This is a genomic window from Nocardia sp. NBC_01503, assembly GCF_036327755.1.
In the GTDB taxonomy this organism is placed as follows: Bacteria; Actinomycetota; Actinomycetes; order Mycobacteriales; family Mycobacteriaceae; genus Nocardia.
Map to the genome: position 1 here is coordinate 50,004 of NZ_CP109596.1, position 23,421 is coordinate 73,424.

General features: G+C 63.1%; 28 protein-coding genes and 1 CRISPR repeat array. Of the genes, 15 read left to right on the plus strand and 13 right to left on the minus strand.

Annotated features, from left to right (window positions below; genetic code table 11):
- Nucleotides 1-21: 21 nt before the first annotated feature.
- Nucleotides 22-459: a hypothetical protein gene (locus tag OHB26_RS00225; RefSeq protein ID WP_330182224.1), complete on the plus strand. Its 438-nt coding sequence runs from the start codon at nt 22-24 to the stop codon at nt 457-459.
- A gap of 733 nt (nt 460-1,192) precedes the next feature.
- On the opposite strand, the gene OHB26_RS00230 is transcribed toward OHB26_RS00225, so the two are convergent.
- Entirely contained in the window at nt 1,193-1,387 is a 195-nt protein-coding gene (locus OHB26_RS00230; protein ID WP_330182225.1) for a hypothetical protein, read from the minus strand.
- A gap of 57 nt (nt 1,388-1,444) precedes the next feature.
- Nucleotides 1,445-2,144: direct repeats of the CRISPR family, unit length 29 nt; unit sequence GGGCTCATCCCCGCGCCTGCGGGGAGCAC.
- Nucleotides 2,145-2,279: 135 nt separating this feature from the next.
- Complete coding sequence (locus OHB26_RS00235; RefSeq protein WP_330182226.1) at nt 2,280-2,924, minus strand: DUF6585 family protein; 645 nt, start codon at nt 2,922-2,924, stop codon at nt 2,280-2,282.
- Between the two features lie 277 nt (nt 2,925-3,201).
- Between OHB26_RS00235 and OHB26_RS00240 the strand changes: the two genes are divergently transcribed.
- The 3 genes from OHB26_RS00240 to OHB26_RS00250 all read left to right on the plus strand — a co-directional run bounded on the left by OHB26_RS00240 (nt 3,202) and on the right by OHB26_RS00250 (nt 5,048).
- Entirely contained in the window at nt 3,202-3,702 is a 501-nt protein-coding gene (locus OHB26_RS00240) for a YbaB/EbfC family nucleoid-associated protein (RefSeq protein WP_330182227.1), read from the plus strand.
- Between the two features lie 87 nt (nt 3,703-3,789).
- Nucleotides 3,790-4,095, plus strand: coding sequence for a hypothetical protein (locus tag OHB26_RS00245; protein WP_330182228.1), 306 nt, complete (start codon nt 3,790-3,792; stop codon nt 4,093-4,095).
- 20 nt (nt 4,096-4,115) lie between these two features.
- Entirely contained in the window at nt 4,116-5,048 is a 933-nt protein-coding gene (locus OHB26_RS00250; protein ID WP_330182229.1) for a TPR repeat region-containing protein, read from the plus strand.
- Nucleotides 5,049-5,086: 38 nt separating this feature from the next.
- Here OHB26_RS00250 and OHB26_RS00255 read toward each other — a convergent pair.
- Nucleotides 5,087-6,258, minus strand: a protein-coding gene (locus OHB26_RS00255) for an IS3 family transposase (protein ID WP_442942818.1) whose coding sequence is annotated in 2 segments (ribosomal slippage) — nt 5,087-6,006 and nt 6,006-6,258 — 1,173 coding nt in all. Because the reading frame shifts where the segments join, the coding sequence is not laid out codon by codon here.
- On the opposite strand from OHB26_RS00255, the gene OHB26_RS00260 reads away from it, so the two are divergent.
- The 7 genes from OHB26_RS00260 (at nt 6,206) to OHB26_RS00290 (ending at nt 11,364) form a co-directional block, all read left to right on the plus strand.
- A complete protein-coding gene (locus OHB26_RS00260; RefSeq protein WP_330182231.1) occupies nt 6,206-7,402 on the plus strand; it encodes a TPR repeat region-containing protein in 1,197 nt (398 codons plus the stop codon). The two genes, OHB26_RS00255 and OHB26_RS00260, sit on opposite strands and share 53 nt — an antisense overlap.
- Nucleotides 7,399-7,869, plus strand: coding sequence for a hypothetical protein (locus tag OHB26_RS00265; RefSeq protein ID WP_330182232.1), 471 nt, complete (start codon nt 7,399-7,401; stop codon nt 7,867-7,869). The genes OHB26_RS00260 and OHB26_RS00265 overlap by 4 nt, the downstream gene beginning before the upstream one ends.
- 4 nt (nt 7,870-7,873) lie before the next feature.
- Entirely contained in the window at nt 7,874-8,386 is a 513-nt protein-coding gene (locus OHB26_RS00270) for a DUF3558 family protein (RefSeq protein WP_330182233.1), read from the plus strand.
- 270 nt (nt 8,387-8,656) lie between these two features.
- Nucleotides 8,657-9,088, plus strand: a complete 432-nt coding sequence (locus OHB26_RS00275; protein WP_330182234.1) for a hypothetical protein — start codon at nt 8,657-8,659, stop codon at nt 9,086-9,088.
- A 431-nt stretch (nt 9,089-9,519) separates the two neighbouring features.
- A complete protein-coding gene (locus OHB26_RS00280) occupies nt 9,520-10,230 on the plus strand; it encodes a hypothetical protein (RefSeq protein ID WP_330182235.1) in 711 nt (236 codons plus the stop codon).
- A 74-nt stretch (nt 10,231-10,304) separates the two neighbouring features.
- Nucleotides 10,305-10,904 carry a hypothetical protein gene (locus OHB26_RS00285; RefSeq protein ID WP_330182236.1) on the plus strand — a complete coding sequence of 200 codons (600 nt, stop codon included), beginning with the start codon at nt 10,305-10,307 and terminating at the stop codon, nt 10,902-10,904.
- 247 nt (nt 10,905-11,151) lie between these two features.
- The gene (locus OHB26_RS00290; RefSeq protein ID WP_330182237.1) at nt 11,152-11,364 is read left to right on the plus strand and encodes a hypothetical protein; all 213 of its coding nucleotides are present in this window, start codon (nt 11,152-11,154) and stop codon (nt 11,362-11,364) included.
- Nucleotides 11,365-11,414: 50 nt separating this feature from the next.
- Here the strand turns inward: OHB26_RS00290 and OHB26_RS00295 are convergent, their stop codons facing one another.
- Both OHB26_RS00295 and OHB26_RS00300 read right to left on the minus strand, forming a co-directional pair.
- Entirely contained in the window at nt 11,415-12,011 is a 597-nt protein-coding gene (locus tag OHB26_RS00295) for a GNAT family N-acetyltransferase (RefSeq protein ID WP_330182238.1), read from the minus strand.
- Entirely contained in the window at nt 12,008-13,318 is a 1,311-nt protein-coding gene (locus tag OHB26_RS00300) for a helix-turn-helix domain-containing protein (RefSeq protein ID WP_330182239.1), read from the minus strand. Before OHB26_RS00300 ends, OHB26_RS00295 begins: the two co-directional genes overlap by 4 nt.
- Nucleotides 13,319-13,553: 235 nt before the next feature.
- Between OHB26_RS00300 and OHB26_RS00305 the strand changes: the two genes are divergently transcribed.
- From OHB26_RS00305 to OHB26_RS00320, 4 genes are all read left to right on the plus strand, one after another.
- Complete coding sequence (locus tag OHB26_RS00305) at nt 13,554-13,718, plus strand: hypothetical protein (protein WP_330182240.1); 165 nt, start codon at nt 13,554-13,556, stop codon at nt 13,716-13,718.
- On the plus strand, nt 13,715-14,194 hold the full coding sequence (locus tag OHB26_RS00310) for a hypothetical protein (RefSeq protein ID WP_330182241.1): 480 nt from the start codon (nt 13,715-13,717) through the stop codon (nt 14,192-14,194). Before OHB26_RS00305 ends, OHB26_RS00310 begins: the two co-directional genes overlap by 4 nt.
- A complete protein-coding gene (locus tag OHB26_RS00315) occupies nt 14,191-14,877 on the plus strand; it encodes a phytanoyl-CoA dioxygenase family protein (protein ID WP_330182242.1) in 687 nt (228 codons plus the stop codon). The genes OHB26_RS00310 and OHB26_RS00315 overlap by 4 nt, the downstream gene beginning before the upstream one ends.
- 71 nt (nt 14,878-14,948) lie before the next feature.
- Nucleotides 14,949-15,404, plus strand: a complete 456-nt coding sequence (locus tag OHB26_RS00320; RefSeq protein WP_330182243.1) for a hypothetical protein — start codon at nt 14,949-14,951, stop codon at nt 15,402-15,404.
- Here OHB26_RS00320 and OHB26_RS00325 read toward each other — a convergent pair.
- The 8 genes from OHB26_RS00325 to cas5 all read right to left on the minus strand — a co-directional run bounded on the left by OHB26_RS00325 (nt 15,392) and on the right by cas5 (nt 23,371).
- On the minus strand, nt 15,392-16,672 hold the full coding sequence (locus OHB26_RS00325) for an MFS transporter (RefSeq protein WP_330182244.1): 1,281 nt from the start codon (nt 16,670-16,672) through the stop codon (nt 15,392-15,394). The genes OHB26_RS00320 and OHB26_RS00325 overlap by 13 nt on opposite strands.
- 163 nt (nt 16,673-16,835) lie before the next feature.
- The gene (locus OHB26_RS00330; RefSeq protein ID WP_330182245.1) at nt 16,836-17,318 is read right to left on the minus strand and encodes a hypothetical protein; all 483 of its coding nucleotides are present in this window, start codon (nt 17,316-17,318) and stop codon (nt 16,836-16,838) included.
- Between the two features lie 8 nt (nt 17,319-17,326).
- A complete protein-coding gene (locus OHB26_RS00335) occupies nt 17,327-17,761 on the minus strand; it encodes a hypothetical protein (RefSeq protein ID WP_330182246.1) in 435 nt (144 codons plus the stop codon).
- Nucleotides 17,762-17,848: 87 nt separating this feature from the next.
- A protein-coding gene (locus OHB26_RS00340; protein ID WP_330185432.1) for an IS3 family transposase occupies nt 17,849-19,263 on the minus strand; the annotation gives its coding sequence in 2 pieces (ribosomal slippage) (nt 17,849-18,891 and nt 18,891-19,263; 1,416 coding nt in all).
- 102 nt (nt 19,264-19,365) lie between these two features.
- Nucleotides 19,366-19,728 carry a CRISPR-associated endonuclease Cas1 gene (gene cas1 / locus OHB26_RS00345; RefSeq protein ID WP_330182247.1) on the minus strand — a complete coding sequence of 121 codons (363 nt, stop codon included), beginning with the start codon at nt 19,726-19,728 and terminating at the stop codon, nt 19,366-19,368.
- A 1-nt stretch (nt 19,729) separates the two neighbouring features.
- Complete coding sequence (locus tag OHB26_RS00350) at nt 19,730-20,227, minus strand: CRISPR-associated protein Cas4 (protein ID WP_330182248.1); 498 nt, start codon at nt 20,225-20,227, stop codon at nt 19,730-19,732.
- Nucleotides 20,224-22,704, minus strand: a complete 2,481-nt coding sequence (gene cas3 / locus OHB26_RS00355; protein ID WP_330182249.1) for a CRISPR-associated helicase Cas3' — start codon at nt 22,702-22,704, stop codon at nt 20,224-20,226. Before cas3 ends, OHB26_RS00350 begins: the two co-directional genes overlap by 4 nt.
- A gap of 13 nt (nt 22,705-22,717) precedes the next feature.
- On the minus strand, nt 22,718-23,371 hold the full coding sequence (gene cas5 / locus OHB26_RS00360) for a CRISPR-associated protein Cas5 (protein ID WP_330182250.1): 654 nt from the start codon (nt 23,369-23,371) through the stop codon (nt 22,718-22,720).
- Between the last annotated feature and the right edge of the window lie 50 nt (nt 23,372-23,421).

Sequence of the window (23,421 nt, forward strand, 5' to 3'; positions counted from 1 at the left end):
CGACGGAGGGTGCTGCCGTTCGTGGCTCCCCGCACGGATCGAGTCGATCTCGATCGGCCCATCAACGCGGAGACCTATTCCCCGGACTCCAGTACCAGCAGCGTCGACGTTCCGAATTCGGAGCGCGGCAGCCTCCACCCGCTCCAGATCAACACCCACCGCCGCACCGGCGGCCGCCTCATGGGCACGGACCGCGGCAATAAGCGCTTGAGCAGCCGCCAGCAAGTCCGTGTCCTGACCCCCGCCTGCAGCCTGCAGATCCTCGGCGAACTCATCACGACGATGCTGCGAGTCAGGCCGCCGCTCCACCGGCGTCACATCGACCTGCCCATAACGGCCGGAAACCAGCCCCTTAAGCCGTTGATATGCCTCTACCACAGCAGTTTTGGCCGAATCCTGCATACCGGCAACCGCCCCGACCGCCAACGCTTCGGCGACAATCTGCGGCACTGTCTCTAACATCTACACCCCTCCACCTCTACCGAGCGAGCAGACCTGCGACCCGAGATCACACTGTACCGCTGCATCGACGTGCTTGAGCGAAACTCCTTGAGCGCATTGACTTATCGGCCTCGGCGATCGCCTTGGTACCGGACAGAGCGACTCCGCAACTTCCAACCAATGCCCGCCCGCAATGAAGTTCCAGTCTGCGCGTGGGATTCGTGAGCTCATCCCCGCGCAGGCGGGGAGCACGCGATCGGCCAGGACCCGACCCTGGCCACCGTGGGCTCATCCCCGCACGCGGTGGGGAGCAAGAAAGACTCGCTCGCGGAAACGTGGATTCCTCGAGCGCCTGCGGTGTCAATGGAGCACACGATTTCCCCGACCGCCCGCCCCTGCTACCCGGGCTCACCCCCGCGCCTGCGGGGAGCACGTGTTGCCGCGGGTCCGGAAATTGTTCCAGGTGGGCTCACCCCCGCGCCTGCGGGGAGCACTCGATTCTGGGCGGGCCGAGCGGAATCCTTTTGGGCTCACCCCCGCGCCTGCGGGGAGCACTCGATTCTGGGCGGGCCGAGCGGAATCCTTTTGGGCTCACCCCCGCGCCTGCGGGGAGCACACTTCTTGACCTGCATATACTCGACTCATGGCGGCATTTCGCATTCACTTTCGATCGCCGCCGACCTCCGCTCCCATACATCGCGATGCGACCGAAACACCCTCAGTGGGTACGGCACGCAGACACCTGTGCGATTCATAAGCCGAGACGCAGCTGCTCTGCCAGGGTTACCACCAATGCGCTGTTGGGGACGGTGACCAGCGGGATCATGATCGGCAGTACTTTGCCGTGCCTGAAGATGGCGATGTACCTGCCACTGCCGTCGAGCTTTACCTGTTTGATCTGCGGCCAGGCCAGCACACCCTTGGAGGTCTTGAGCTTGCTCCACATTGAGAACGGATAGTTTCAGACAAGAACGGGCCGCCTGGTCAAACCCCACCGTGCAGACGGCCCATCCCCGTGTATGCGGGGAGCACCGCTTGCCCACCTTGGCATTCGAATCCCAGTTGGGCTCATCCCCGCGCCTGCGGGGAGCACATCGGTGATGTCACAACCGATCTGGTATCGGTGGGCTCATCCCCGCGCCTGCGGGGAGCACATCGATCAACGGCTCGAACGGGTTCCTGCCCAGGGCTCATCCCCGCGCCTGCGGGGAGCACCCGCTGCAAGGTGCGCCGCTGACCGGCGACCTGGGCTCATCCCCGCGCCTGCGGGGAGCACCACGTCGGTCACCGTCGTCCAGGCCACCTCATGGGCTCATCCCCGCGCCTGCGGGGAGCACTCCTGCTGGATTGCCGGATCATGAGGGTAGAGGGGCTCATCCCCGCGCCTGCGGGGAGCACTTCGACGCCGCCGAAGCCCACCTGCTGCGCCTGGGCTCATCCCCGCGCCTGCGGGGAGCACACTGGGATCGATGCGTAGACGTGCCCGACGCTGGGCTCATCCCCGCGCCTGCGGGGAGCACGCCACGCCTGCGTTCGACGACCTGGTGAAGCTGGGCTCATCCCCGCGCCTGCGGGGAGCACCCGGTGGCACCGGTCGCGGGAAACCCTGCGAGGGGCTCATCCCCGCGCCTGCGGGGAGCACCGCTGTACGCCTCGCTCTTGGCCGCATCCGAGGGGCTCATCCCCGCGCCTGCGGGGAGCACACTTCTTGACCTGCATATACTCGACTCATGGCGGCATTTCGCATTCACTTTCGATCGCCGCCGACCTCCGCTCCCATACATCGCGATGCGACCGAAACACCCTCAGTGGGTACGGCACGCAGACACCTGTGCGATTCATAAGCCGAGACGCAGCTGCTCTGCCAGGGTTACCACCAATGCGCTGTTGGGGACGGTGACCAGCGGGATCATGATCGGCAGTACTTTGCCGTGCCTGAAGATGGCGATGTACCTGCCACTGCCGTCGAGCTTTACCTGTTTGATCTGCGGCCAGGCCAGCACACCCTTGGAGGTCTTGAGCTGACTGGTGTCGAGACTGAGTTCCCCGAAGGTCAGCACCTCACCACGCGCCAGCGCGCTGAGGGCCTCTGTGTGGTCGACATACCGGGCTGAGGGCGTGGGTTGCGGTGGGTGGACCGATGTTCGCGTGGAACTCTGCGCCGCGGCGGGTACGGATACGGTTCGTGGGCTCAGGGCGGAGAACACCGCGGCACCGCCGCCGAGTAGAAGTACCCCGCCCATGCCTCCGGTCCACCATGCGGTGCTGTGGTTCGCGGCTTTCTCCTCGTCCGCGTCGTTGGTGTAGCCGGCGCCGCTACGTTTGGTGTGTTGGCAGCTGTCACCGGCGCGCATGGTCTCGCCCGCGCACTGGCCGGTCTCGTGGATCACGCTGTAGCAGACGAACAATAGGCCCGCACCCAGCAAAAGCATGATGATGCCGCCGACAATCAGGCCGCCCCTGTCCGATCGCGTCTCGGCCACCGCTCTGCCATACCCCCGCTAAATCGACTGTCCGGGTGTCTATTTCGCCTCGGCGTACGACCAAAGCCCCCACGAACACAATCGCATACGCCGCGCATCGCGCCAATATGGAGGGTCGGGTCAACGCGACTCCTCCGAAGATCAACGGGCGGAACGCCATCCGGCCGTAGCCGGCGCGCTCCACCCATGGGCCTCGCTATACATCCCCGCAGGGCGAGCAGCGAACGCCAACCACTGCTCCAGCAGCGGTCTCGACGGTGCTCATAAAGGTGTGGCCATGATCAATCTGGCAGCGTCGTCCTTTGTTGTGGCAGGGTCAGGAGACCGCAGGAGTTCGGTGTACACGATCGTGCAGGAGGGGCCAGTGACTTCACACGCGTCAGTACCTTCGGGATACACAGAGTCGTTGGCGACAAAAATGGACCGCCTCGCCGATGCGTTGAGCAATAACCGGGCGTCCATGCAGGCTGACGGAGTGTATGTCGATGTCTATGCGAACGGCCATGTCCGGGCGGTGGCCATCGACAGCGATGTTGTCACCGACGTCAGCCGGGTCGGACAACTGATCGCGGATTTGATCAATCGTGCACGCGAGCAAGCACAGCAGCAGGTCGCGGAGCTTGTTCAGGAAGTCAGTGGCGACCCGCGCATAGCGAGTGTGGTCGAGCAGATCGGTGACGCGCCAGAACGACCCTTACCGCACTCGACCAGACCTGCGGAAAGCTGGGACGAGGGTGACGATCCATGGCGGCCGAGATCCCCGATTGCCGCGGATTGACCCGAACCCGACCTCCGCACGATCTTGATTTCCCGTAAAGTTCCGCACCGATAGCCGATCGACACTGACCCATAGGGGGGATCAGCGGTGAGTAACGACGAAATCTATGTCGACCCCGAACGCACCCGCAGTCTCATAACATCGATCAATACCAGCGCCGATACCCTGACCACGATCCGCGCGGACGACAAGGTACTCAGCATCGCGGGCGCGGTGGCGGGCACCGGTGTGGAGGCGGCCTGCGTGAGCGGCGGCCAAAGTGCCACCACCGCAATAGGATCGACCACCGAGAAGGTCCGGGTGATCGCGGTCAGCACCGACACCGGACTGTCCGAAATCGAAACCCAGGACCGCACAAGCGCTGTCAAGATCACCCAGGCCGGCCCTCGATGAGTGGTACACCGATTCCCACGGTGTCGCAGGTCATCAGCTGGAAACTCGACACCCTCGAAGCACAGGGCCGCTACTGGACTGAGCAGTCGGGAAAAGTCACCACCCAGCTCGATGCGGTGTACAACGATGCCGACAAATCGGCGGACTACATCGTGGGCAAGTTCGGCAACGCCGTCCGCAGCAAGAGTCTGACGGTGCGCGACGAGGGCTACAAGATCGCAAATGCGCTCACCGCCGCCGGTGCCGTGGTCGTCGGCCGACTAGAGGGTCTGCAAACCGCACAGTCGATAATCGCTCAATCGAAAAGCACGATTACCGCGGAGGGATACCTGGTCGCCGAGGACGGCAGCGTCGTCCTTTCCCTATCGCAAATCGCAAACGCCTTATCGGACCGCGACAACGCGGCAGTAAAACTAGCAGCACTGCAACGCAAAGCCGACGATTACGCCACGTCACTGCGCTGGTGGCTAGACGAGGCCGGAACAACCGCGCAAGTGCTCGCCGACGGCGTAACCGCCGCATTCGCTGAACTCCCGGGTGGCGCGAACGGTGCCGCACCCGTACCCGTCACCGCCGCCTCGGGACAAGACCTCGGCACCAAGGTGAAGAACTCCGACCAGATTCCCGCGGACGTCCTGACACAGATCGATCAGGTACTCGACAAGACCGGCCTCTCTGCAGACGACCTGGCACGGATCAAGGCCGGAGAACCCGTCGACGTCCCCGCCTCCACACTCGAGTTCACCCAGAAGCTCCTCGACGCCGCAGGCCCGGAAGGGTTTTCCCGCCTCAGCGAGCAACTACGCACACAAGGCCCAAACGGGGAAACCCACGCCCGCGAACTGGCGAACTCGGTCATGGTGTTGTCGAACGAGAACGTCAAAGGCATCAAAGCGGACGGAAAGCAGACCACCGGCGGGTACGAGCAACTACCGCAGTCCTACCGCGATTGAGGGGCCGGAAGGATTTCGGACAGTGGGGTTTTGGTTTATCAGGCTGCCTGGTTCTGTTCGAACCATTCGGACTCTACCTCGTTCGGTGTGCGGTAGCCAATCGCTGAATGCAGCCGAATCTGGTTGTAGCGCAACTCGATATAGCGGGTGATGTCCTGTTTCGCGTGTTCCCTGGTCGGGTAATTCGTGCGATGGACACGCTCGTTCTTCAAGGTCCCGTTGAATGATTCGGCCCAGGCATTGTCGTAACAGACACCGGTCCGTCCGACCGACCGGGCGAGGTTCAATTCCCGTGCGGCAGCGGCGAACTCCGCGGAGAGGTACTGGGTGCCGCGGTCGGAATGGAACACCGTGATCCCGGGCACGAATTCGACAGTACGCGAGGCCATTCGCAGAGCGTCGGTGACGAGCTCGGTGCGCATATGCTCGGCCATCGCGTAGCCGATCACTTTCTTGGAGAAACAATCCAGCACCGTCGCCAGATAGAGCCACCCTTGCGCGGTGCGGATGTAGGTGATGTCGCCGACCAGCTTGACGCCGGGGCGGTCGGCGGTGAAGTCGCGCCGCACCAGGTCCGGCAATGTCTCGGCGTCGCCGGCAAGGGTCGTGATCGGCCGGAACGGGCGAGGCTGACAGGACACCAGGCCCAGCTCACGCATGATCGACCGCACCGTCTCCGGGTCGGCGAGGGTGCCCCAACGCGCGAGTTGGGCGTGGATTCTGCGATACCCGTAGGTACCGTCGGAATGGTCGAACGCGAATCGCACCTCGGCGGACAGGATTTCCCGCCGCACGGTGGTCGCCGAGACCGGCCTGCTCTTCCAGTCGTAATAGCCGGACCTGGACACCTTCGACCACGCACACATCCGGGAGATCGGGTAATTTCCTTCTTCGGATTCGATGAACGCGTACTTCGCGGTCACCGGAATCTCTTCGCGAAGAAGGCCGCCGATTTTCCCAGGAACTCGTTCTCCGCCTCCAACTCCCGCACCCGGCGTTCGAGTTCGGCCAGCCGGGCCCGATCAGGCACCGATAATTCGGGTTCGGTCACCACATGGGTCTGCCGGTAGTTCTTCACCCAATTGTTCAAGGTCTGCTCGATCAGCCCCAACTCGCGGGCAACCTCGGCTACCGTGCGGGATCGGTCAACCACTTCTTTGGCAGCCGCCTCCCGAAACTCCGGCGAATACCGCGAATTCTTCCGTGCCACAACAACTCCGTTCAATGAACCCCAATCCTACTTTGGGGCCACTGTCAGAGAACCTTCCGGCACTACAGATATCATCTCCAATCGCGTCGAGGAAAACCCGGGGGTGCATCAACCCGGCACCCCCGGCTATCTAGCTGATGCCAACAGCAACACGTACGAGAACCCCAAAGGCCTCGACCAGTATCGCGCCGGTCTGGATCACTACAAGAACCTCAACGCCCTCACCAGCGCCCTGGACCTCGCGGACACCGGATACACCCCCGGCACCAAACTTTCCACCGAGCTATATCGCCAGGGCGCGTTCCTATCCGAGGTCCTCACCGACCCAGGACAAACGCGCGCCCTCCCGACCGACCCATCTTCGATCAACAACACCATCAGCAATGTCGTCGATGTCGCCTCCCGCAACACCGACGCCACCACCGTCATCCTCACCGGCGACGGCACCCCCGAACAGCTCGGCTCGGGCTATCACCGGGACTCCGCGGTCGTGGCCTTGCTCGAGCACGATTGGCCGGGCGGGGTCGAGAACTCACCGATGCACAAAATGCTCGACTACATCTCCACCGATGCGCACTCGGACAATCTCGAGGACGCAACCCGCGCCGGCAAATCCGCCCGCGCCCTGGCCGATGTCATCTCCTCCACCAAATCGCCCGGCGGTGTCGGCAACTTCGATTCACTGTTCAAAGACAACAGCCCCTCGATGCGCTACGTCGCCCAAGCCCTGTCGCCGTACGTCGGGAATATGGTCGATGTCCCCGAAAACCTACTTGGCACACACGGATTCGGCAACCTCGACCCCGTCGAGTCGACACGTGTGTTCACGCTCATGGACAACGACCAAAAATCTGCGGCAATCCTCAACGGCGCCGCGATCGCCCAGGCGTACGAGTTCGACCAGGAGTTCGCACGCGGAGAAGGCGGACAGGACCTCGCCCTGTACTCGGGCCGCCTGCATGGGCTCATCGAAGGCGGTATCGCCGCCAACACAGGCTTGCACGGCTACGACGCCACCTCCGCCGCCACCCACAGCAAGGAAGTGCTCGGTGCCGGCTACATGTCGGCCAAGGAATTCTTCAATGCCGGAGTCGGCGCCGTCACCGATGCACTGCCCGGCAAAAGCTCATCATGCCGGCCGTGAGCTCCATCGAGGCATTCCTCAAAGACCCGACGGTCAACACTCTCAGCGACAAACCGCAGCTCTCCTATCCCGTGCTCAACGCCGAAATGCCCGGCGGCAAATCCGTCGACCTCAGCTCGGTCAGCGTGCACGAACGGGTCCTCGCGTCCCAGCGCTACGTGATGCTGCAAGGCTTGGTGGATGCCGGCCGGATCGACACGAGCACGCTACCGAATAATCTGACCGACAGCAGCGGACTCAAACCCTTCGACCAGGTGAAAGATGCCGACACCACAGCCATCCCAGACATCCTCGAACAACACGGCCTCTCGCGTGACCAAATCACCGACTACGTCACCAACTCGACCGTAGGGAACCAAACGATCAATGACATCGTCTTCGGTGGCTCACTCGTCCAACCGGGAAGCCCGCTGTTCGTCTCAGTCCTTCGCGGGGCAGCACCCTCGACGGCCGACAAATGGCCGTGACCGGATGAGCGCCCGACAACTGGTCAACGCCGCGCTAGTCCTGGTGGCCGCCCTGGCTGTCGGCTTGTTCGGCACCGGATGCGGTCGCAGCAGTGACACTTCCACCGGTGAAGCACCCAAATGGGACCCCTGCTCGGCCTTCCCCGAATCCGCCATGCAGGACCTCGGACTCGACTACAAAGCACTACCCGGCGGACAGACCCCCGGTATGCGATGCACCTGGGCGAACACGCAAACCGGCTACTCCGTCGACGTGCAATACAGAACGAAAAACCAATTCACCGACTGGCGGACCGGTGCCGAGGACATCACCGACTTCACAGCCGCACCATACAGCGGCCATACCTACCACATCCAAGGCAATAGCCACCCGTTCATGTGCTCCGCACAGCTGAAGACGAAGAACTCCGATGTCGTCTTTCAAGTAACCAATCAGAACTACCGACCGGACGATCCGTGCGCTTTCGCCACGCGCATCGCGACCGCACTCGCCAAATACCTGCCTGCGACTCCGTAACATCGCACCCGCGTCAGCCATATCCGGGCACACAACACCATCTCAACTCGCGTTCGGCCTCCCCGACGATTGACGGGGACGATGAGCGCGGTTGCAGTTGCGCGGCGTTCCCCACCGTCACAGGGGATCCCGATCCGGCCTGTCCAGACAATCACCCTGGTGGACTTCGGTTTGTTCGATCTCCTCGGGATTCAGCGGCCATCGAACTTTTGGATGCCTTACCGGTGAGTCTTACTGCGGCAGTGGGAGTCTCGCGGCCAAGATCACTATATGACGGAGATGCCCAAGTCCGATCCCGGAGCCATCAGCACCGCATCGACGGCGGCACGATACGCGGTATACGTACCTATCCCGCCGCTCCCTGACGAAGACCGCGATGATCTGGCCCTGCAACTGGTCGTGAATGGGCCGATGGTGCCCCGAACCGGCGACTTGCTGAACTTCGACGGACCACGCGGACGGAACCTGGCGCTGATAGTGACCCAGGTAGAACACAGCTTCAGCAGCGAACCCGGACGAACACCGATGGTGCACGTGACCGCCGAACTCGATAACTCACCGATAGCCCAGCGCATCGCCCGCGACCTTCTGGACCTGATCGCATTCAAACGCTGGGTCGATGCCTTCCCGACCGTGGAGTTCCCTGCCCATCTTCGCTCTGTCTACGAGCACGATCTGCGTGCCCGGAACGAGAGCGAGTGACGGTCCGACCAGGTACTCTCCGCCAGTCTCGCGACAGCCCAACCAGTTCCGCACTGCGCTGTGCTCGCCCGAGTGCTCCGTTGGTGACGGAACCCCCACACTCCTCACCACTCGACTACAGCCGAAGTGAATCCTTGGGACTGCTGCAGGATCCGGTGACCGATGCGCAGCGCAGGTATCACGAAGAGAACCACGACGGCCCGGCTCGGTGGTGCGAGGCCATCCCGTGCCGCTTACTGTTCCGGCCGCGCCGATTCGCTGATGCGGGATGAGTCAGCGTTCGGAAAACGATGGTTGGCATACATGGTGGGCCTCGATCCCGGCATCCTGTGGCTCCGCAGGAAGTGGTGCTCGGAAGCTCGTTCATCAACCCGGGGCAGCGTGCCGGCTAATCGCGAACGGTAGGCCAGGGTTGCGAGCACAATCGAGTGGTGCTCGTGTGGGTGGGAAAGTGCAACAAGGCGATTGGTCGCTTCGTCAAGCGGATCGGTCTTTTCTTCGCGGTCTTCCTCGCGCTGTGTGGTGGCCTGGTCATCGCGTTCGCCGCCTACGAGTTCCTGTGCTGGATCACCCCGGTCGATACGACCAAGCCCGCGGCTCAGATCGATGTCACCCGGATCGCGTTGACCGTCGTGGCTGGTGTCGGTGGTGGGGTCGCGTTGGTGATCGCCTACCGGCGCCAGCGCGATATCGAGCAGGGCCGGTTCGTCGAGCGCTTCGGTGCCGCGGCTGCCCAGCTCGGCGCCGCCGACGTCGCGGTCCGTATCGCCGGGGTCTACGCCATGGCCGGCACCGCCGACGAGTCCTCCGGGCTGCGCCGTCAGCAATGCATCGACGTCCTGTGCGGCTGCCTGCGACTGCCCTACGACAGCGAGCAGGGCAGCAGCGGACGCACCAAACTTGTCCTCACCACACCCACTGACAGCGAAAACACCGATAAGGGCAACCGGGAAGAACACATCGAGTACCGGCAGAACGATCGGGAAGTCCGTTTGGATTCCGCTGGGCCCCAACGATGTTGGAGATCGGCGATGCTGGGCAGCTTGTCTCCTTCGGCGAACGTCCCATTCGCGATGGCCTCGCGCAGAGCCGCCACGATCGAAGCTCTGGATCATGGCGGTTTCTGGAGCGGCGCGCTCTGATATCGGGAAGGATCGTCATAGGCCTCAGCCGCATGGCTGCTGCGTAGCATTCCAACCTTGATGGGAGTGTGCAAATGCCATGGAACGATTATACGCCCGCGGCTGCAACCATAACTGCAGGTATCATCGGCGCCCTCGCTGTTCGCTATTCTGCCCACTTTGCGCGCAACAGGCATGGCAAGTGGGATGCACTCAAGACTGATCTGGAAATTGCGAACCTGCTAGACGACGCTGACCCGATGAAGGAATGGCTACGCGATTATGTGGACGTTCGACTACGTTTGTTTGCTCAGAAGGAGACGCAAGCTCATCGAAATATCGGACTGTCCGTGTCCGGTGGACTTCTCGCGTTTGTATCGCTACTGGCCTGCGTTTCCCTTGGGTGGGGGGCAGTCCTTGATGAGCGAAAGGGGTATGTGAGCGGCCTGATATCGCTTGGGTTCTACTGTATAGTTCTAGGTGTTATTGCCTTTCTTGCGTCGATATATTCCTATTTGCAAGCCAAGAAGTCGTATTACGAGCTTCCAGGGGTGAGCGGTGTTTCACAGTACGGTTTAGGGTATGAGATCGATGGACTGAATCTACAGCTGAAACATCGAAATCATCCACACGCTAAAATCGTTCAACGCCACGCTGCTGATATTAGAAATCGGCGAACCTCGATCCGGAAATAGGACTATCCGCCGAGTAGATAGAGTTGTCGGAGTTCCAGACCTGGCCGCAGCGAATGTGATCCCTGGCACCGATAAAACTGACAACATCGTATGTTGGCCGGGCGTGAGGTCAAGTGTCCGTGAGAATGGTGAAGGTGACCAGCATTCTCGATGACGACGACTGGCGTGCCCTGCCTGCCCGAGACAAACAGCATCTCGTCAATCGGCTGCTGCAGGCTCGTGCGAAAGCTGGCGTTACCCTTGATAGGTGGGCTGGCTGGTGATTGCCGCATTGGAACTCGGCGCGGCCGATGTGCACGCCGCGGTGAGTGCGACTCTTGACCCGCCGCCGAGTCGCGATGAAGTGGAAATGATTGTGCACGTTCTCAATTCGGCTGCCGTCGACTATCGATCAGGCGAGCCGGAAGCCGCGGTGACGGGCCGCATCCTCGATCTGATCGAGGCCATCGGCGACGGGTGACAAGGTGAAGCCGTATCGCCGCGATGGCGACGACAGGTACTGACCTTCGCCTACTCGGTGCGCAGGATCTTGATCAGCACATCGAACTGAGGTGCGTCCGGCCAGCTTGGGCGCAGTGTTCCGACACGCTCCCAGCCCCACCGCAGATAGGTCTGATACGCGCGGGTGTTGCCCGGGCGGACCAGCAGCGTCGCGCGTCGTTCATGTCGTCCCTGCAGCAGGGCATCATGCAGCGCGCGGGCCAAGCCCTTGCCGGTGAATTCGTGACACACCATGATTTCCGAGAGCGCGAAGGTTCGGGTTCCGTCCTCTGCGGTGAACTCGCTGACATTGTCATCAGCGTCGAGTTCGAGCCCACCCCACCACGCGGTCCCTTCCCCTAACGGCCAGCCCCACGCCTGCCCGGCCAGCTGGTCGTCCCACAGCGCCATCACCATCTCGAAACCGCTTGCCCGCGAGGGGGAAACGTAGGCATCGAATCGGGTCATGAATGCCTCAGGTGAGGCGAACGCACGACCGGAGGCAATCTCCTCCACGTACGCGCGACGGAATATCTCCTCCACGTCGGCGCGGTGGTCGCGCGCAGTGGCTGCGTCGAAGCGCTCGAACCGGATTCCGGCCGGAAGATGCTGCTGCCCAATGGTCATGACAATGCCACCGCCTTGCTGAGTTGATCGAAGTCCAGTGCGAATTGCTCTGTCTCGGGCTCACGCACAGCGTTACGCACTGGCATCAATGCCTTCAAAGTCCGCGTGGACTCCACCGACTTGGCTCGCATGGCTTCCAGTACGGCCTTACCGCTGGCTATCGCACCATCCGAGTCACCGACCTTCACCCGCGTCACGGCGTCCCATGCTTGATAGAAGGTGGCGTTGCGAGTGCCGGCGACCTCGTTGACCGCCGCGGTCGACAGCTCGGCAGATCTGGTGAACTCGCCGAGATCGCTGAGGCCGCGCGATTCCTGATGTAGTGCTTCGGTCGGTGTCACGAACCGCAGCCACCGCGGGCATTCGGCGATCGGTTCATGGTCGATCGCATGGTCGAGTTCGCGCCATGCTGTTGCCATCGCCCGAGAGAATCCCTGGCTGTCCGCAGCAACAGCGTGGGCCATGGCCTCACGCATCGCGATCAGCGCGTGGATGCGTCCCGGGGGTCGCCCGCGCATCAGGTCGCGGGCCCGGCTGACCATCACCAACGCCCGTTGCGGGCGCGCGTGCCCGCTTCGGCTGAGAGCAGCGATCTGCAATGCAGAGTTGAGGCAGACGTGCGCGGTGAGGTCATCGTCGTCAGCCTCGTTGGCCAGCGCCAGCGCTTCGTTGTAGCAATGCCTCGCCAAAGGGTGCGCTGCGGAATCGAATGCCATCCATCCGGCCAGGCAAGCCAAATTGCCTGCCGCCGTACGCATTTCCTGTCCCGCCTGATCGTCGTAGACACATCCGTCGAGCATGGCCTGCGCTTTGGCCACCCCGACCAGAGCCTCATCGACCAGAGAAACCCCACCTACCCGCTGCTCACGCGTACCGAGATCATCGATCGCTGCCATCAACGCTCGCGCATCGCCCACCCCGAAACGGGCTGCGTCCGCACTGATCCCCCAACCAGGCGCTGCCCAGGCAGCACCCACCGCAGCGCCTAACTTCCCGAACTGCCGCCGCTTCACATCATCCCTCTCATCGACCGCGAACTCCCTACCGTCGCTGCCCGCAGGCAACGCTGCATAGCGGTTGGCCAACTCAGCTTCGAACCGACGTAACTGCCGTTCATCGAGACGTTCGAGCTGGGCATCGAGATCCGCCGGGGACTTGCCACGCAAGGCATGCCCCACTCTCAGATGTTCCCACCGCTGCACCGCGTGAACCGAATACCCCATGGCAAAAGCGAATTCGCTCTGCGACATGCGCAGTGCAGCACGCAGCGAGCGAATCTCAATACGAGTCCATCCACCGATGATCATTCGTGTTCCCCACTCACACGCGCAACGGTCCGTGACCAAACCCTACGAGTTTCCTACGAGTTCCACGCGAGTTTGTGCGGTGGGATTCAAGTCAGGGCTGCGCGACCCTCAATAGGCATCCGGCGTCGACCGTGTGGAATCAACCTCACACCGTGCGGACCAGGTAGTTCAATTGCTCGGGTTACCTGATCCTGACAGACGGTTGACGCCGGGTGCTTCCACAAGGGAGGCCCGAATGTCTTTGGTGCTCATCTCATTGGCCATTGTCGTCTTGCTCTCAGGCTGCGTTGCTCAGCTACTCCAGCCTGCCTGGGATCCACCGGAGGATCGGCTCACCGTGGCCGACATCCAAGCGCGCCTCGCGCGGGAGCGCGCCGCCTCGACCGGCTGCCGATCGTGATCGGCGAAGCCGCGAAGCGGGGTCGCCGGGTCGTTGAGGACAGGCCTATTCGGCCGATCCTGCCGGACTGGCACGAGTTATTCGCAGCATTCTGTGGCCACCTCGGTGAGGAACCGGACGCACATCCGATCACCGCGTGCGCGCGAGCGTTGGCTGAACTCAACCAAGCAGACCGTCGCAATCCCGGTTGGCAGGGGTTCACGTCGGCCAGTCGCGTGCTGATCGACTCGGTCGATACGTGGGTGCGCCAGAACGCCCCGCATCCGGCCAGGGTCGGTGAATCGCTCGGTGAGCTGATCGCACGGATGGCGCTGGCCCAAGTCACGGCGAATGAACTTCTGCGCCAATGCGACAGCGTCGATGAAGACGTGCACACCGCATGGCAGGAGCTGGCTGTGATGGCTGGCCGATGGACCGACCTTGTGGCCGAAGTGGTCGACGGCCAGCCCCTGTTCCCGAAGGACAAACACCAATGACGCATCTGACGCGGCGTTCGACACCCAGCCTGTTCGGGCAACGCGGATACCTGCCACCTATCCAGTGGACAACCAGCCAGGCCGCGCGGGCGCTGGCGCACTACCTCGGCTCAGTGCCCAGTCCGAGCCGTACCGCGGTGGTGCGCAATCCCCATCTGAGCGAGGCATGGGCGCAGGATTTGGTTCAGGCCCCGACAGTGATCAGTCGGGTCGCCGGGCTGATCGGGCCTGAGGCCGGTATCGATCAAACATTCCTGGTGACCAAGTGGCCCGAGGACCGCACCGAAGTGCCGATGCATCAGGACGGGGTCAGTGTCGATATCGAACTCGACCCGGTCCGGTCGGTGTCGTGTTGGCTCTCGATCAGCAACGCGCCCGAAGCCGCTGGCGCACTGCAGTTCTCGGTCGGATCCCATCGTTGGGGATATCTGCCGCACGACTTCGATGACTCCGGGGCGCTGGCCGCACACGACGACCCCCGCCTGACCGACTGCGAATTCACCACGGTGCCAACGACAGCGGGCGAGGCACTGCTGTTCGATACCCGGCTGCTGCACCGCTCAGGCATGAACTCGACGCACCGCCCGCGAATCGGCTTGAACATCGTCTACGCCCGCCGCAGCGCATACCTGCGCGGCTCGGCTACCACCCGCGAGGGTTGGCAGCCCCTCAGACTTCCGTAACCGTCAAAGACGTTGCGGAAGAACAGAAGAACCGAAGAACCCTATTTGCCAATCTTGGTAGGGAGAACACCATGTCGGCACCAACCATTTCACCGACGCTCGACACCATCATCCCCGCGAACCCTGTCACCCTGGTGCGGGTATTGGAGGGAGAAGGCCCCGGCACACCGCGCCGCGCCAACAAAACCCTGTTCGCCAAGTCCGAGTGCAGCTACCACTGCCGCACCGCCGAGATCGCCGCTGCGGTGATCGAAGCCCTGCGCCAGTCCGACGACAAGCTGCGCAACCGCCCGCAAGAACTGATGCTGTGGGACTGGCAGTCGACATGGTTCAAGGTCGACCCGGACAGTGTCACCGGCGGCGGCTGGGTACTGCTCGGTGTCGCTTGGTACGACCCGGAGTTCTACGCCGACCGCGCCGGTGCCTACCTCTCGGTGATGCACAAGCGCATCTACGACATGCTCGGCCTGACAGTCGATGATGTGGAGGTCGTGCACTACCTGGTCGATACCGCTCAGGCGGCCTGATCAGTTGAATTCGTGCGGGTGGCGGAGGCAACCTCCGTCACCCGCACGCTGCGTGCGATGGGCGCGCGTGCCACGGTCGCCGAGATCACCCAAGCCGTAACCGCCACAACAGTCAGCGATGTACCGCCGAGGATGAATCCGCGTGCGGGTGCCGACGCGATGAGGACCGGAATGATCGCCATGCCCGCAGTGCCCGCAGTGCGCATCACGGTGTGATTGATCGACATCAACCGCAACCGCGCGGGGCGAGGATACGCGGCCAACTGCGTGCCCAGTGTGATCGAAATGAACGGGGTCACGAACCCCGACAGGCTCGCGAACACCAACACCAGCACCAGGCTGTTAGCCGCGCCGGTCGCAGCGAGCAGGGCACCGGCGACCGCCCACGCGGCACAGAATCGCGGCAGGAACGCCGCCGCCGTCGGCTGGATCCTGGACGCAGTGAGGTTGCCGATCAGCCCCGCGGTTCCGGTGGCGGTGAGCACCCACCCGTATGCGGCGGGGCTCGCGCCGAGCTGGTGAGCCAACAACAACGGCAGCCCGATGCCGGGCAGGGCGGTGAGGAACAACCCTGCGGCGTGCACGAGGAACGCCGCGCGCAGCACGGGAGATTCGCGCAGCAGTGCCCGCGCGCTCGCCCGCTTCGGCGCGGCTGAAGGTGCGCCGGGGGCCGCCGATGCGGTCGCCGCGGCCGAGGTGGCTGTCCTGGCCAGGAACACCAGGGCGAGCACCGATACCGCGAATGTGGCAGCGTCCGCAGCGAACAAACTGTTGATGGGCAGGATCAGCAGCAGCACGCCAGCGAGCGCTGGACCCGCGATCCGAGCAATGCGTCCGTTGAGGTCCATAGCCGCGACCAGCGCAGGCCGCTCCGCTTCGCTGACCAGATCCGGCACCAGCGCGCCGAGAGACGGATCGAAGACCGCTGCGAACGCGCCAAGGATCATCGCGACCGCCAGCACCGCCACGGTGCCGCCGATGTTCCACACCACGGGTACCGCGATCACCAGCAGCACGCGCACAGCGTCGATACCGGCGAGTATCCGGAATGTCGCGCACCGGTGCAGCAGTGCAGCGCCGAAGGTTCCGATCAGGATGAACGGCACACTTTCGGAGATGGCGACCGCGCCCATGGCGACCGGTCCGGAGAGTTGCAGTGCAACCCACATGATCGCCAAGGCATAGAAGCGGTCGCCGAGGATGCTCAGCAGCTGTGCGGTCCAGATCGCCGCGATCGGCGGGCGGCGGAGCAACATCAGCAACGACACAGCGCAGCACGGTAGCCGATTGTGCAGTCTCGAACCGCATGCCATCGAGCTTGGGGCGTGTCTCGATCACGATGGGCCCTGACTAGGGCCTACTCGGCATGTACAACTCTTTGGCAACCAGTATTGAATTCAAAAAAACTACGATCTCGACGACCGATACTGATCAACGTCGGGCAGCGCCGTCCGGCCAGATGATCTCGACCGGAACACCTTTGGCTCGAGCCAGCTCGACAACTGTTCCAGTACCGCCCTTTTCGCTGGGCTTGCTGTCCCAAACCGCGATGAGGCGATCGGCGGTGCCAACCACTGCCTCGTTCGCCGCCTCGTACGCGTCTCGACCTACCTCGTCATAGTCCATCACCCGCACGGTCGTCGCTCGCGCGACAAGCTCATCGAACTTCTCTACGTGGTCGAGCTTCACCTTTCGCTCGCGGTAGTTCCGTGACGGCAGAACAACTTCCAGGTGGCCACCGGCGTCGAGGACAGCTTGCGCAAACACGCTGTCGGCACCACGAGCGATGCAGCTGATACCAACGAGGTCCGTCGGATCGCCTGCGTCCGCGAGAATTAGAGCGATGTCCGCGTAGACCAGTGGAATCAAATCCTCGGTGACGTTCACGTGCCCTGTGACGCCGATGCGTGTCATGCCTACTTCTATATCGTGCTCGCGAGCAACGGGCGCATCCTGTCACGCAGGGCGGCCATAGATCGCACATTAGACGGTTTCTCGGTCCTGGTGTACATCTCGCGCAATTGGACACGAACCCGGTCCGACCCGGTCTTCTCGGCATCGGTCAGTGCCTGGTGCCCGACACGACAAGCCTCGGCGAATTCGCCCTCGATGAGACGGGCCTCGGCAAGCTTGTCGAGGACGCTGCTGCGCCATCGATCTGGACGCCGGTGGGCTATTGCTCGGTCGATCTTCGCGGCGGCCTCTCCGGCGAATTCTGGTGCGTGCTGTGCCATGGCGAGCAGTCGGCCGCCCATCGTCCCGGCAAGTTCCGGCGCTCCTTCACCCCCAGTGGATTGGCGAATCATGCTGCGACTCATCGAGAAACGACCATCCAGCACCAAGAACCGACCGGCCACCGATCACCGAGGCGCCGGGATATGCCTGGATGCGGGTAATTACCTTGCCTTTCCGGAATTTTTCAAGGTGGATGAGTCCAGCGGGTGTTAAGCGGCTGTCGTGTCGGTCTCCTGGGTGGTGTCTTGGGTTGGTCGGTTGATCCAGGCGGTGTCGGGTAGGTCGAGGATCTTCGGTGTCGTTGTGGTGCCGAAGCGGTGTGGGTGCCGCGCGCGGGCCTGGGCGAGCACGGCTGCCCGTTCGGCGGCCTTGTCGGTGGCCAGCCCGTAGTGGACGTCGGCGGGGGTGTGTAGGCCGATGCCGGTGTGGCGGTGTTCGTGGTTGTACCAGTCGGCGAAGGAATCCATGAATCCTCTTGCGGTGGTGAGTGATCCGAAGCGTTCGGGGAACTCCGGCCCGTATTTCAGGGTCTTGAACAGTGCTTCGGAGTAGGGGTTGTCATTGGACACCCGCGGTCGTGAATGCGAGCGGGTGACCTCGAGATCGGCCAGTAGAGCGGCGACGGTTTTGCTGGTCATCGAGGTGCCCCGATCGGCGTGCACGACCTGCGGGATCCCGTGGACTCCGAAGATCTCCTTCATCAATTCTGTTGCCAGAACACCGGATTCATGATTGTGGACATGGACCCCGACGATATAGCGGGAGTAGATGTCGATCATCACGTAGGCATCGAAATATTGTCCCTTGACCGGGCCCGCGAGCTTGGTGATGTCCCACGAATACACCTGCCTCGGTGCGGTGGCGACCAACTCCGGACACACCTTGCTCGGATGGCGCGCCAACCTTCGACGCTCCTTGACCTGCTTGTTTTCCCGCAACACCCGATACATCGTGGACACCGAACACAGGTAGGTGCCCTCGTCCAGGAGCTGAGCGAAGACCTGCAACGGCGCCAGATCGACGAACCCGGGACTGCCCAGCACCTCCAAGATCTTGCGGCGCTCGAACTCGGAGAGCTTGTTCACCGGATCCGAAACCGGTTGCCGAAAAACCGAACTCGGTCCCGCGGCCGCGTTGCGGCGGCGGATCGCGGTGGAACGCACCAGCCCGGTCAACACCGCCGCACGCCGAGTTCCGGCTCCGACCTCGGTCAACGACGTGTACGCGGTGGTCAGCGCTGTCTGCGCTTCTCTTGCGAATCCGCTCTCTCGGAGAGAGATTCCAAGAGAGCGTGTGCTTTTCCCATGATGTCCAGGGCGGCCTCGGTGGTAACGAGGCGTTTGTTCGCACGCGCCAATTCCGCTGTCAGGCGAGCGATTTCGGCTTGCTCGGCGGTGAGTTTGCCGACCTTCTCGCCCGGCTTCTTCCCGGACAGGACTCCCGCGTCGCGTTGCTTGCGCCACTCGCTGATCTGCGAGGAATACAGCCCTTCTCGCCGCAGATACCCGCCACCGTCGCCGTGTTCGATCGCCTGCTCGTAGGCCTGCAGATACGCCAACTTGTCCGCCGCGCTGAACGCACGCCGCCGCTTCGGCTCGTCACCACGCGGCCCTCGAGAACCCATCCGCCCATTGTGGCCTTCGGCCACCGTGGTGCTTGTCCTGGTCATGAAATATCGATCCGTCTCTCGCCCTGCATCTACCCGATTGGCTCCGAGCCGGTGGACTCACCTCACCCTGACACGCAGGGCATCGACAATGCTGCGGGCGATCTCCATGCGCGCCCCGAAGTCGTGGGCGATGTCGGCTTGCGCGAGAACGGTTTCCCCGGAAGTGCTGGTCTCGGAGGTGAGCAACGAGCCCGCATAGTCACCGTAGTAGCTCAGAAAATGAATGTTGATGCGGTGATGGTTGAGCAAGGAGACCACAGCGGTGTTGATGTCGATCTCCGCACAGGCAACGATGTCTCGAACATCGGTGACAGGGAAATGGATTTTGGTGCCGTTCTCCCGCTCGATGATGAGCGATTGGTCCTTGCGGCGGATGCGGCAGGGACTGGTCAGCCAATAGGTACGTGTGGCGGCGGCCATTTCACTCCGTCCAGCAATAGTCGGTGAAACTGCAGCCACGGCAGGAAGTTCGAGCGAGCCGGTCCGGGGAGGTCGCGGCATCGGCCACGACCAGTACCGCGTCGATGTCGGCTTCGGCTCGAATCGCAGCTGATGGGGTGTACGGGAAGCGTTGTGTGCGACGGGTTCTGGGGTAGTGCAACACCGCGCCCTGGGCCTCGACACCGATGCGGCGAAGTTGTTGGCAGTAGTGCAGCCCTTGAGCTCGGTCCGCCTCTTGTGGCCGGGAAGAGGACTTCACCTCGTGAACCCAGTATTCGTTATCGACGAAGTCGAGCTGGGCGGCACCGAGATCAATGGGTGAGTGGCGCGTGTAGGCGGTGTCGTGGACAGCTTCACCCAATTGCACAGCGGCACTGAGATGTTCGGGGCGGATGCCACGCAGGTACAGCCAGAGCTGTCGATGGCAGTGGTAGAGGTACTTGATGTGGACACCGGCCACGTCCTCACGGCCGATCACAAGACCCATCCCGCGCGGTAGGTTTGCCGTGCCGGCCCCCGTACCGTGAGCAGTCCGAGTTCGGGGTCGTATTCGCCATCGATGACGCGGACATTGAGGTCTTTTTCGTATTGGGTCAGCTGACTGGCCCAGTGGGGCATGGGGATGAGGTATCGGTCGGCGAGGAGTCTGCCGGCGGTTTTGTCGTTGCCGGTTTCGGTGAGTGCCGCTGCGTACTTGTCGCGGTCCTCGGTGAGGATTGCTTCGGTGCCGTCGAAGTTCTCGTCGAATCTGTCGGCAAGGGCGGACCGGTCGTCGAAGGGTTGGGCGAAGGTGAGGAACCCGCGCTCGAAGTCGTCACGATAGCGGTCGACAGAGGCTCTCCATTGCTTACCCCATTCACTGCCGTACACCTCGTCCAGCCAAGCGGTAGTGCCGTTTTCGTCGACGAGCTGTCCGTTGTGCCGGGTCAGGATCTCCCACGCCAGCCGCGTCGGTACCTCCTCGTAGACACCATCGGCCCATATTTCGCCGCCGGAGTGGCGTTGTGCGTAGGCAGGTTCATGGATGACAACGGGTACTGCGGGGAGTGCGCCGATCCGGTTGGCGCGCCCGAACCGTTGGAGCAGGGCTTCCAGGTCGGCGGCGGAGGTGTGGCACGAGTCCAGGTCGATGTTCAGTGAAACCTCCAGCACCTGGGTGCCGACCATCAGCCCGGGTCGACGGGGGGCACCGACTGCGAATCGTTCCAGGACCATGGCCTCGATGGCATTTCGGTGCTCGCGTTTGAATCGCGAATGCAGCAGGTACGCCGAGTCCTCACCGTGGAGCTGGGTACAGATGGGTGCGAGCATTTCGTAAAGGTGGACAGCATCTTTGACGTTGTTCGCGACCACCAGCACCGACCGGCCAGCGACTAGCTCGTCCCGGATCTCGGCAACCGAGGTCGCGGAGGTGAGGTGCGCTGTCCGGATCTCGATGCGATGGCGCACCGGTGCGCCGCCATCGGCGGGAGCTTCGACCAGCCGAACCGGTTGCCGCAGACTGGCGCGGACCAGTTCGATCAGGGCGGTGGGCATGGTCGCCGACAGCACCGCGATGCGTCCGCCGATCCGTTCCCACAGGCGCATCATGGCCAGGATCATGCCCAAGCGGCGCGCGTCGAAGGCATGCAGCTCGTCCAGGACGAACACCGAATTCGCGCTGTCGGCAAGGATACTCGAGTGGATGGGTCCAGCGAGGGCACCGCGCAGGAGCTGATAGGGCGTACCGACGCGCAGCAGTTCCCGGAAATTGCGTGTCGCTTGCTGCCGGGAATATGCCTTGCGCGCGGCATGGGCGTTGCCGCCGTAGTCGTCATTGCCATCGGCCAGTGAACGGGCCAGGTGGTAGGAGGCGGCCTTCGAGTGGGCTACCCCGATCATGTCTGGAGCATCGAGTTCAGCGCCCAGCCGGTCGGTCATGGCGTTGATGCTGGCCAAATAGGGTAGGAGATAGAAGATTCGGGGATTGCCGGTGATGTCGGCGGCAAGGTCGGTGGCCTGGGTCCGGGCCCACAGCAGAGCACCTTCGGTCTTGCCACTGGCAGTCCAGGACCGTAGTAGCAGGTGACCCTTGGTGTGGCCTGCCTGCTCTTGTTGCGGTCGCAGAGTATGCCCGCCGGCCGCGAGGCGGTCGACCAATGCGGCGCGGTAATCGACAGTGAGAGGCTGGCTTTCGGCGAGCTGACGGCGCCCAGAGGAGAGGTGATCGGCCATGGTGACCGCACCTAGCAGCAGAACAGCGGTGAGCCCCTGCGCGGTATCCTCGAAGTCCAGCGCCCATTCCCACCGATCCACCAGCGACTCGAACACGGCGTGAGCCCGAGTAGTGAGAACGTCCGGAGATGTTCGGGGAGAATCGGAATCGGCGGGGAGCCCGAAACCGTGGGCGGTGCGGTGCAGCCACTCGCACAGCCGGGTGAAAGCCCCCGGGTCAGCAGGCAGAAACTTGGCGGCGAAGATCTCGGCACCGTCGCCGCCGTACTGGGTGAACAACGGGAGCTTGCGCGCATCGGCGCCGCCGGTGAAGGCGCGATGATGCCCGGCGATCACACTCGCGATCCAGAGGCGGTCCTCGGCCGGAAGGTTGCCGAGGATCAGATCCACGAAACCCAGGGACAGCACTTCGTGGCGTTCACCCCAACTCTGTGGTGGCTCAACGCTATTGCCGACCATCCGCTGGAAGCCGTCGGGGAGTTTCCCGGCATCGTGCAGCAGCGCGGCGAGCGCCGCCCACACCCAGAACGCTTCAGGCATACCGGGAATGCGGCCCACACGTGCCTGAATTTGCAGCACAGATTCGAGGGTCGCCCGCAAATGGTGTGTCAGCAGTTCACCCTGCGGTGCCGGGCGATCAGGATGGGAGAGCGGGCTTTTCGCCCACAGGTCGCGCACGAGATTCTCCAATCCGGAGTAGGAACTCGCCTGGCGGCCGTATTCACGTCCGCTCGAGGGCACAGCGGGTCGGACCTCAGACGGGGGCCGCCAACTGTGAAGGATGAACCGGTGGCAGCACCGCGACGGCCTGGCCGGACACGGTGACCAACCCTGTATCGAGCTCGACTCCGGCGCCCGTCGGTGCGTAACGGTAACCGTCCCACCGTGTTCGGGCACGATCCAAGGCGACGGCGGTGGTCAAACGCAACCGGGTGCCCACCGCATGTGGCTGCCCGTCCAGGACGATCGCATGCCCCTGAGTTCCGGGCCCCGCGGTCAGCTCGACACGTCGAGCATGAACCGCGACGAGGTCCTGACTGCGGCCCAGCCGCATCGGCCACACAGGACGACGCAACACTCTCCCCCACTGATCGAGATCCTCCACGAGCCACAGCGTGAGGGTCGTCAGGGCAAGGAAGTCGCGGTCTTTGATGGTGATATTGGCGGGCGTGCCTGGAATGGCGAGTGGATGGTAGGTCTCCAGATCCGTGCCGGAGCCCGCGGCATGGAAGGTCATCGCAAACCGGGTCGTAGCGGGGACTCGATCCCAACCGCCTGCCGCCGCGGCGAGCAGCCCACCGACCGTCGAGGGCGGGGGACACGGGAGTCCGACCTGCAGTCCGTCGTAGAGCGGATTGCGGAAGCTGACAATGGGGGCGGTGATGACGATTTCCAGGGCGGGGGTCATGACAGCTTCCTGTTACCGGACGGGAGATGACGTCCCTCGGAGAGGGCGAT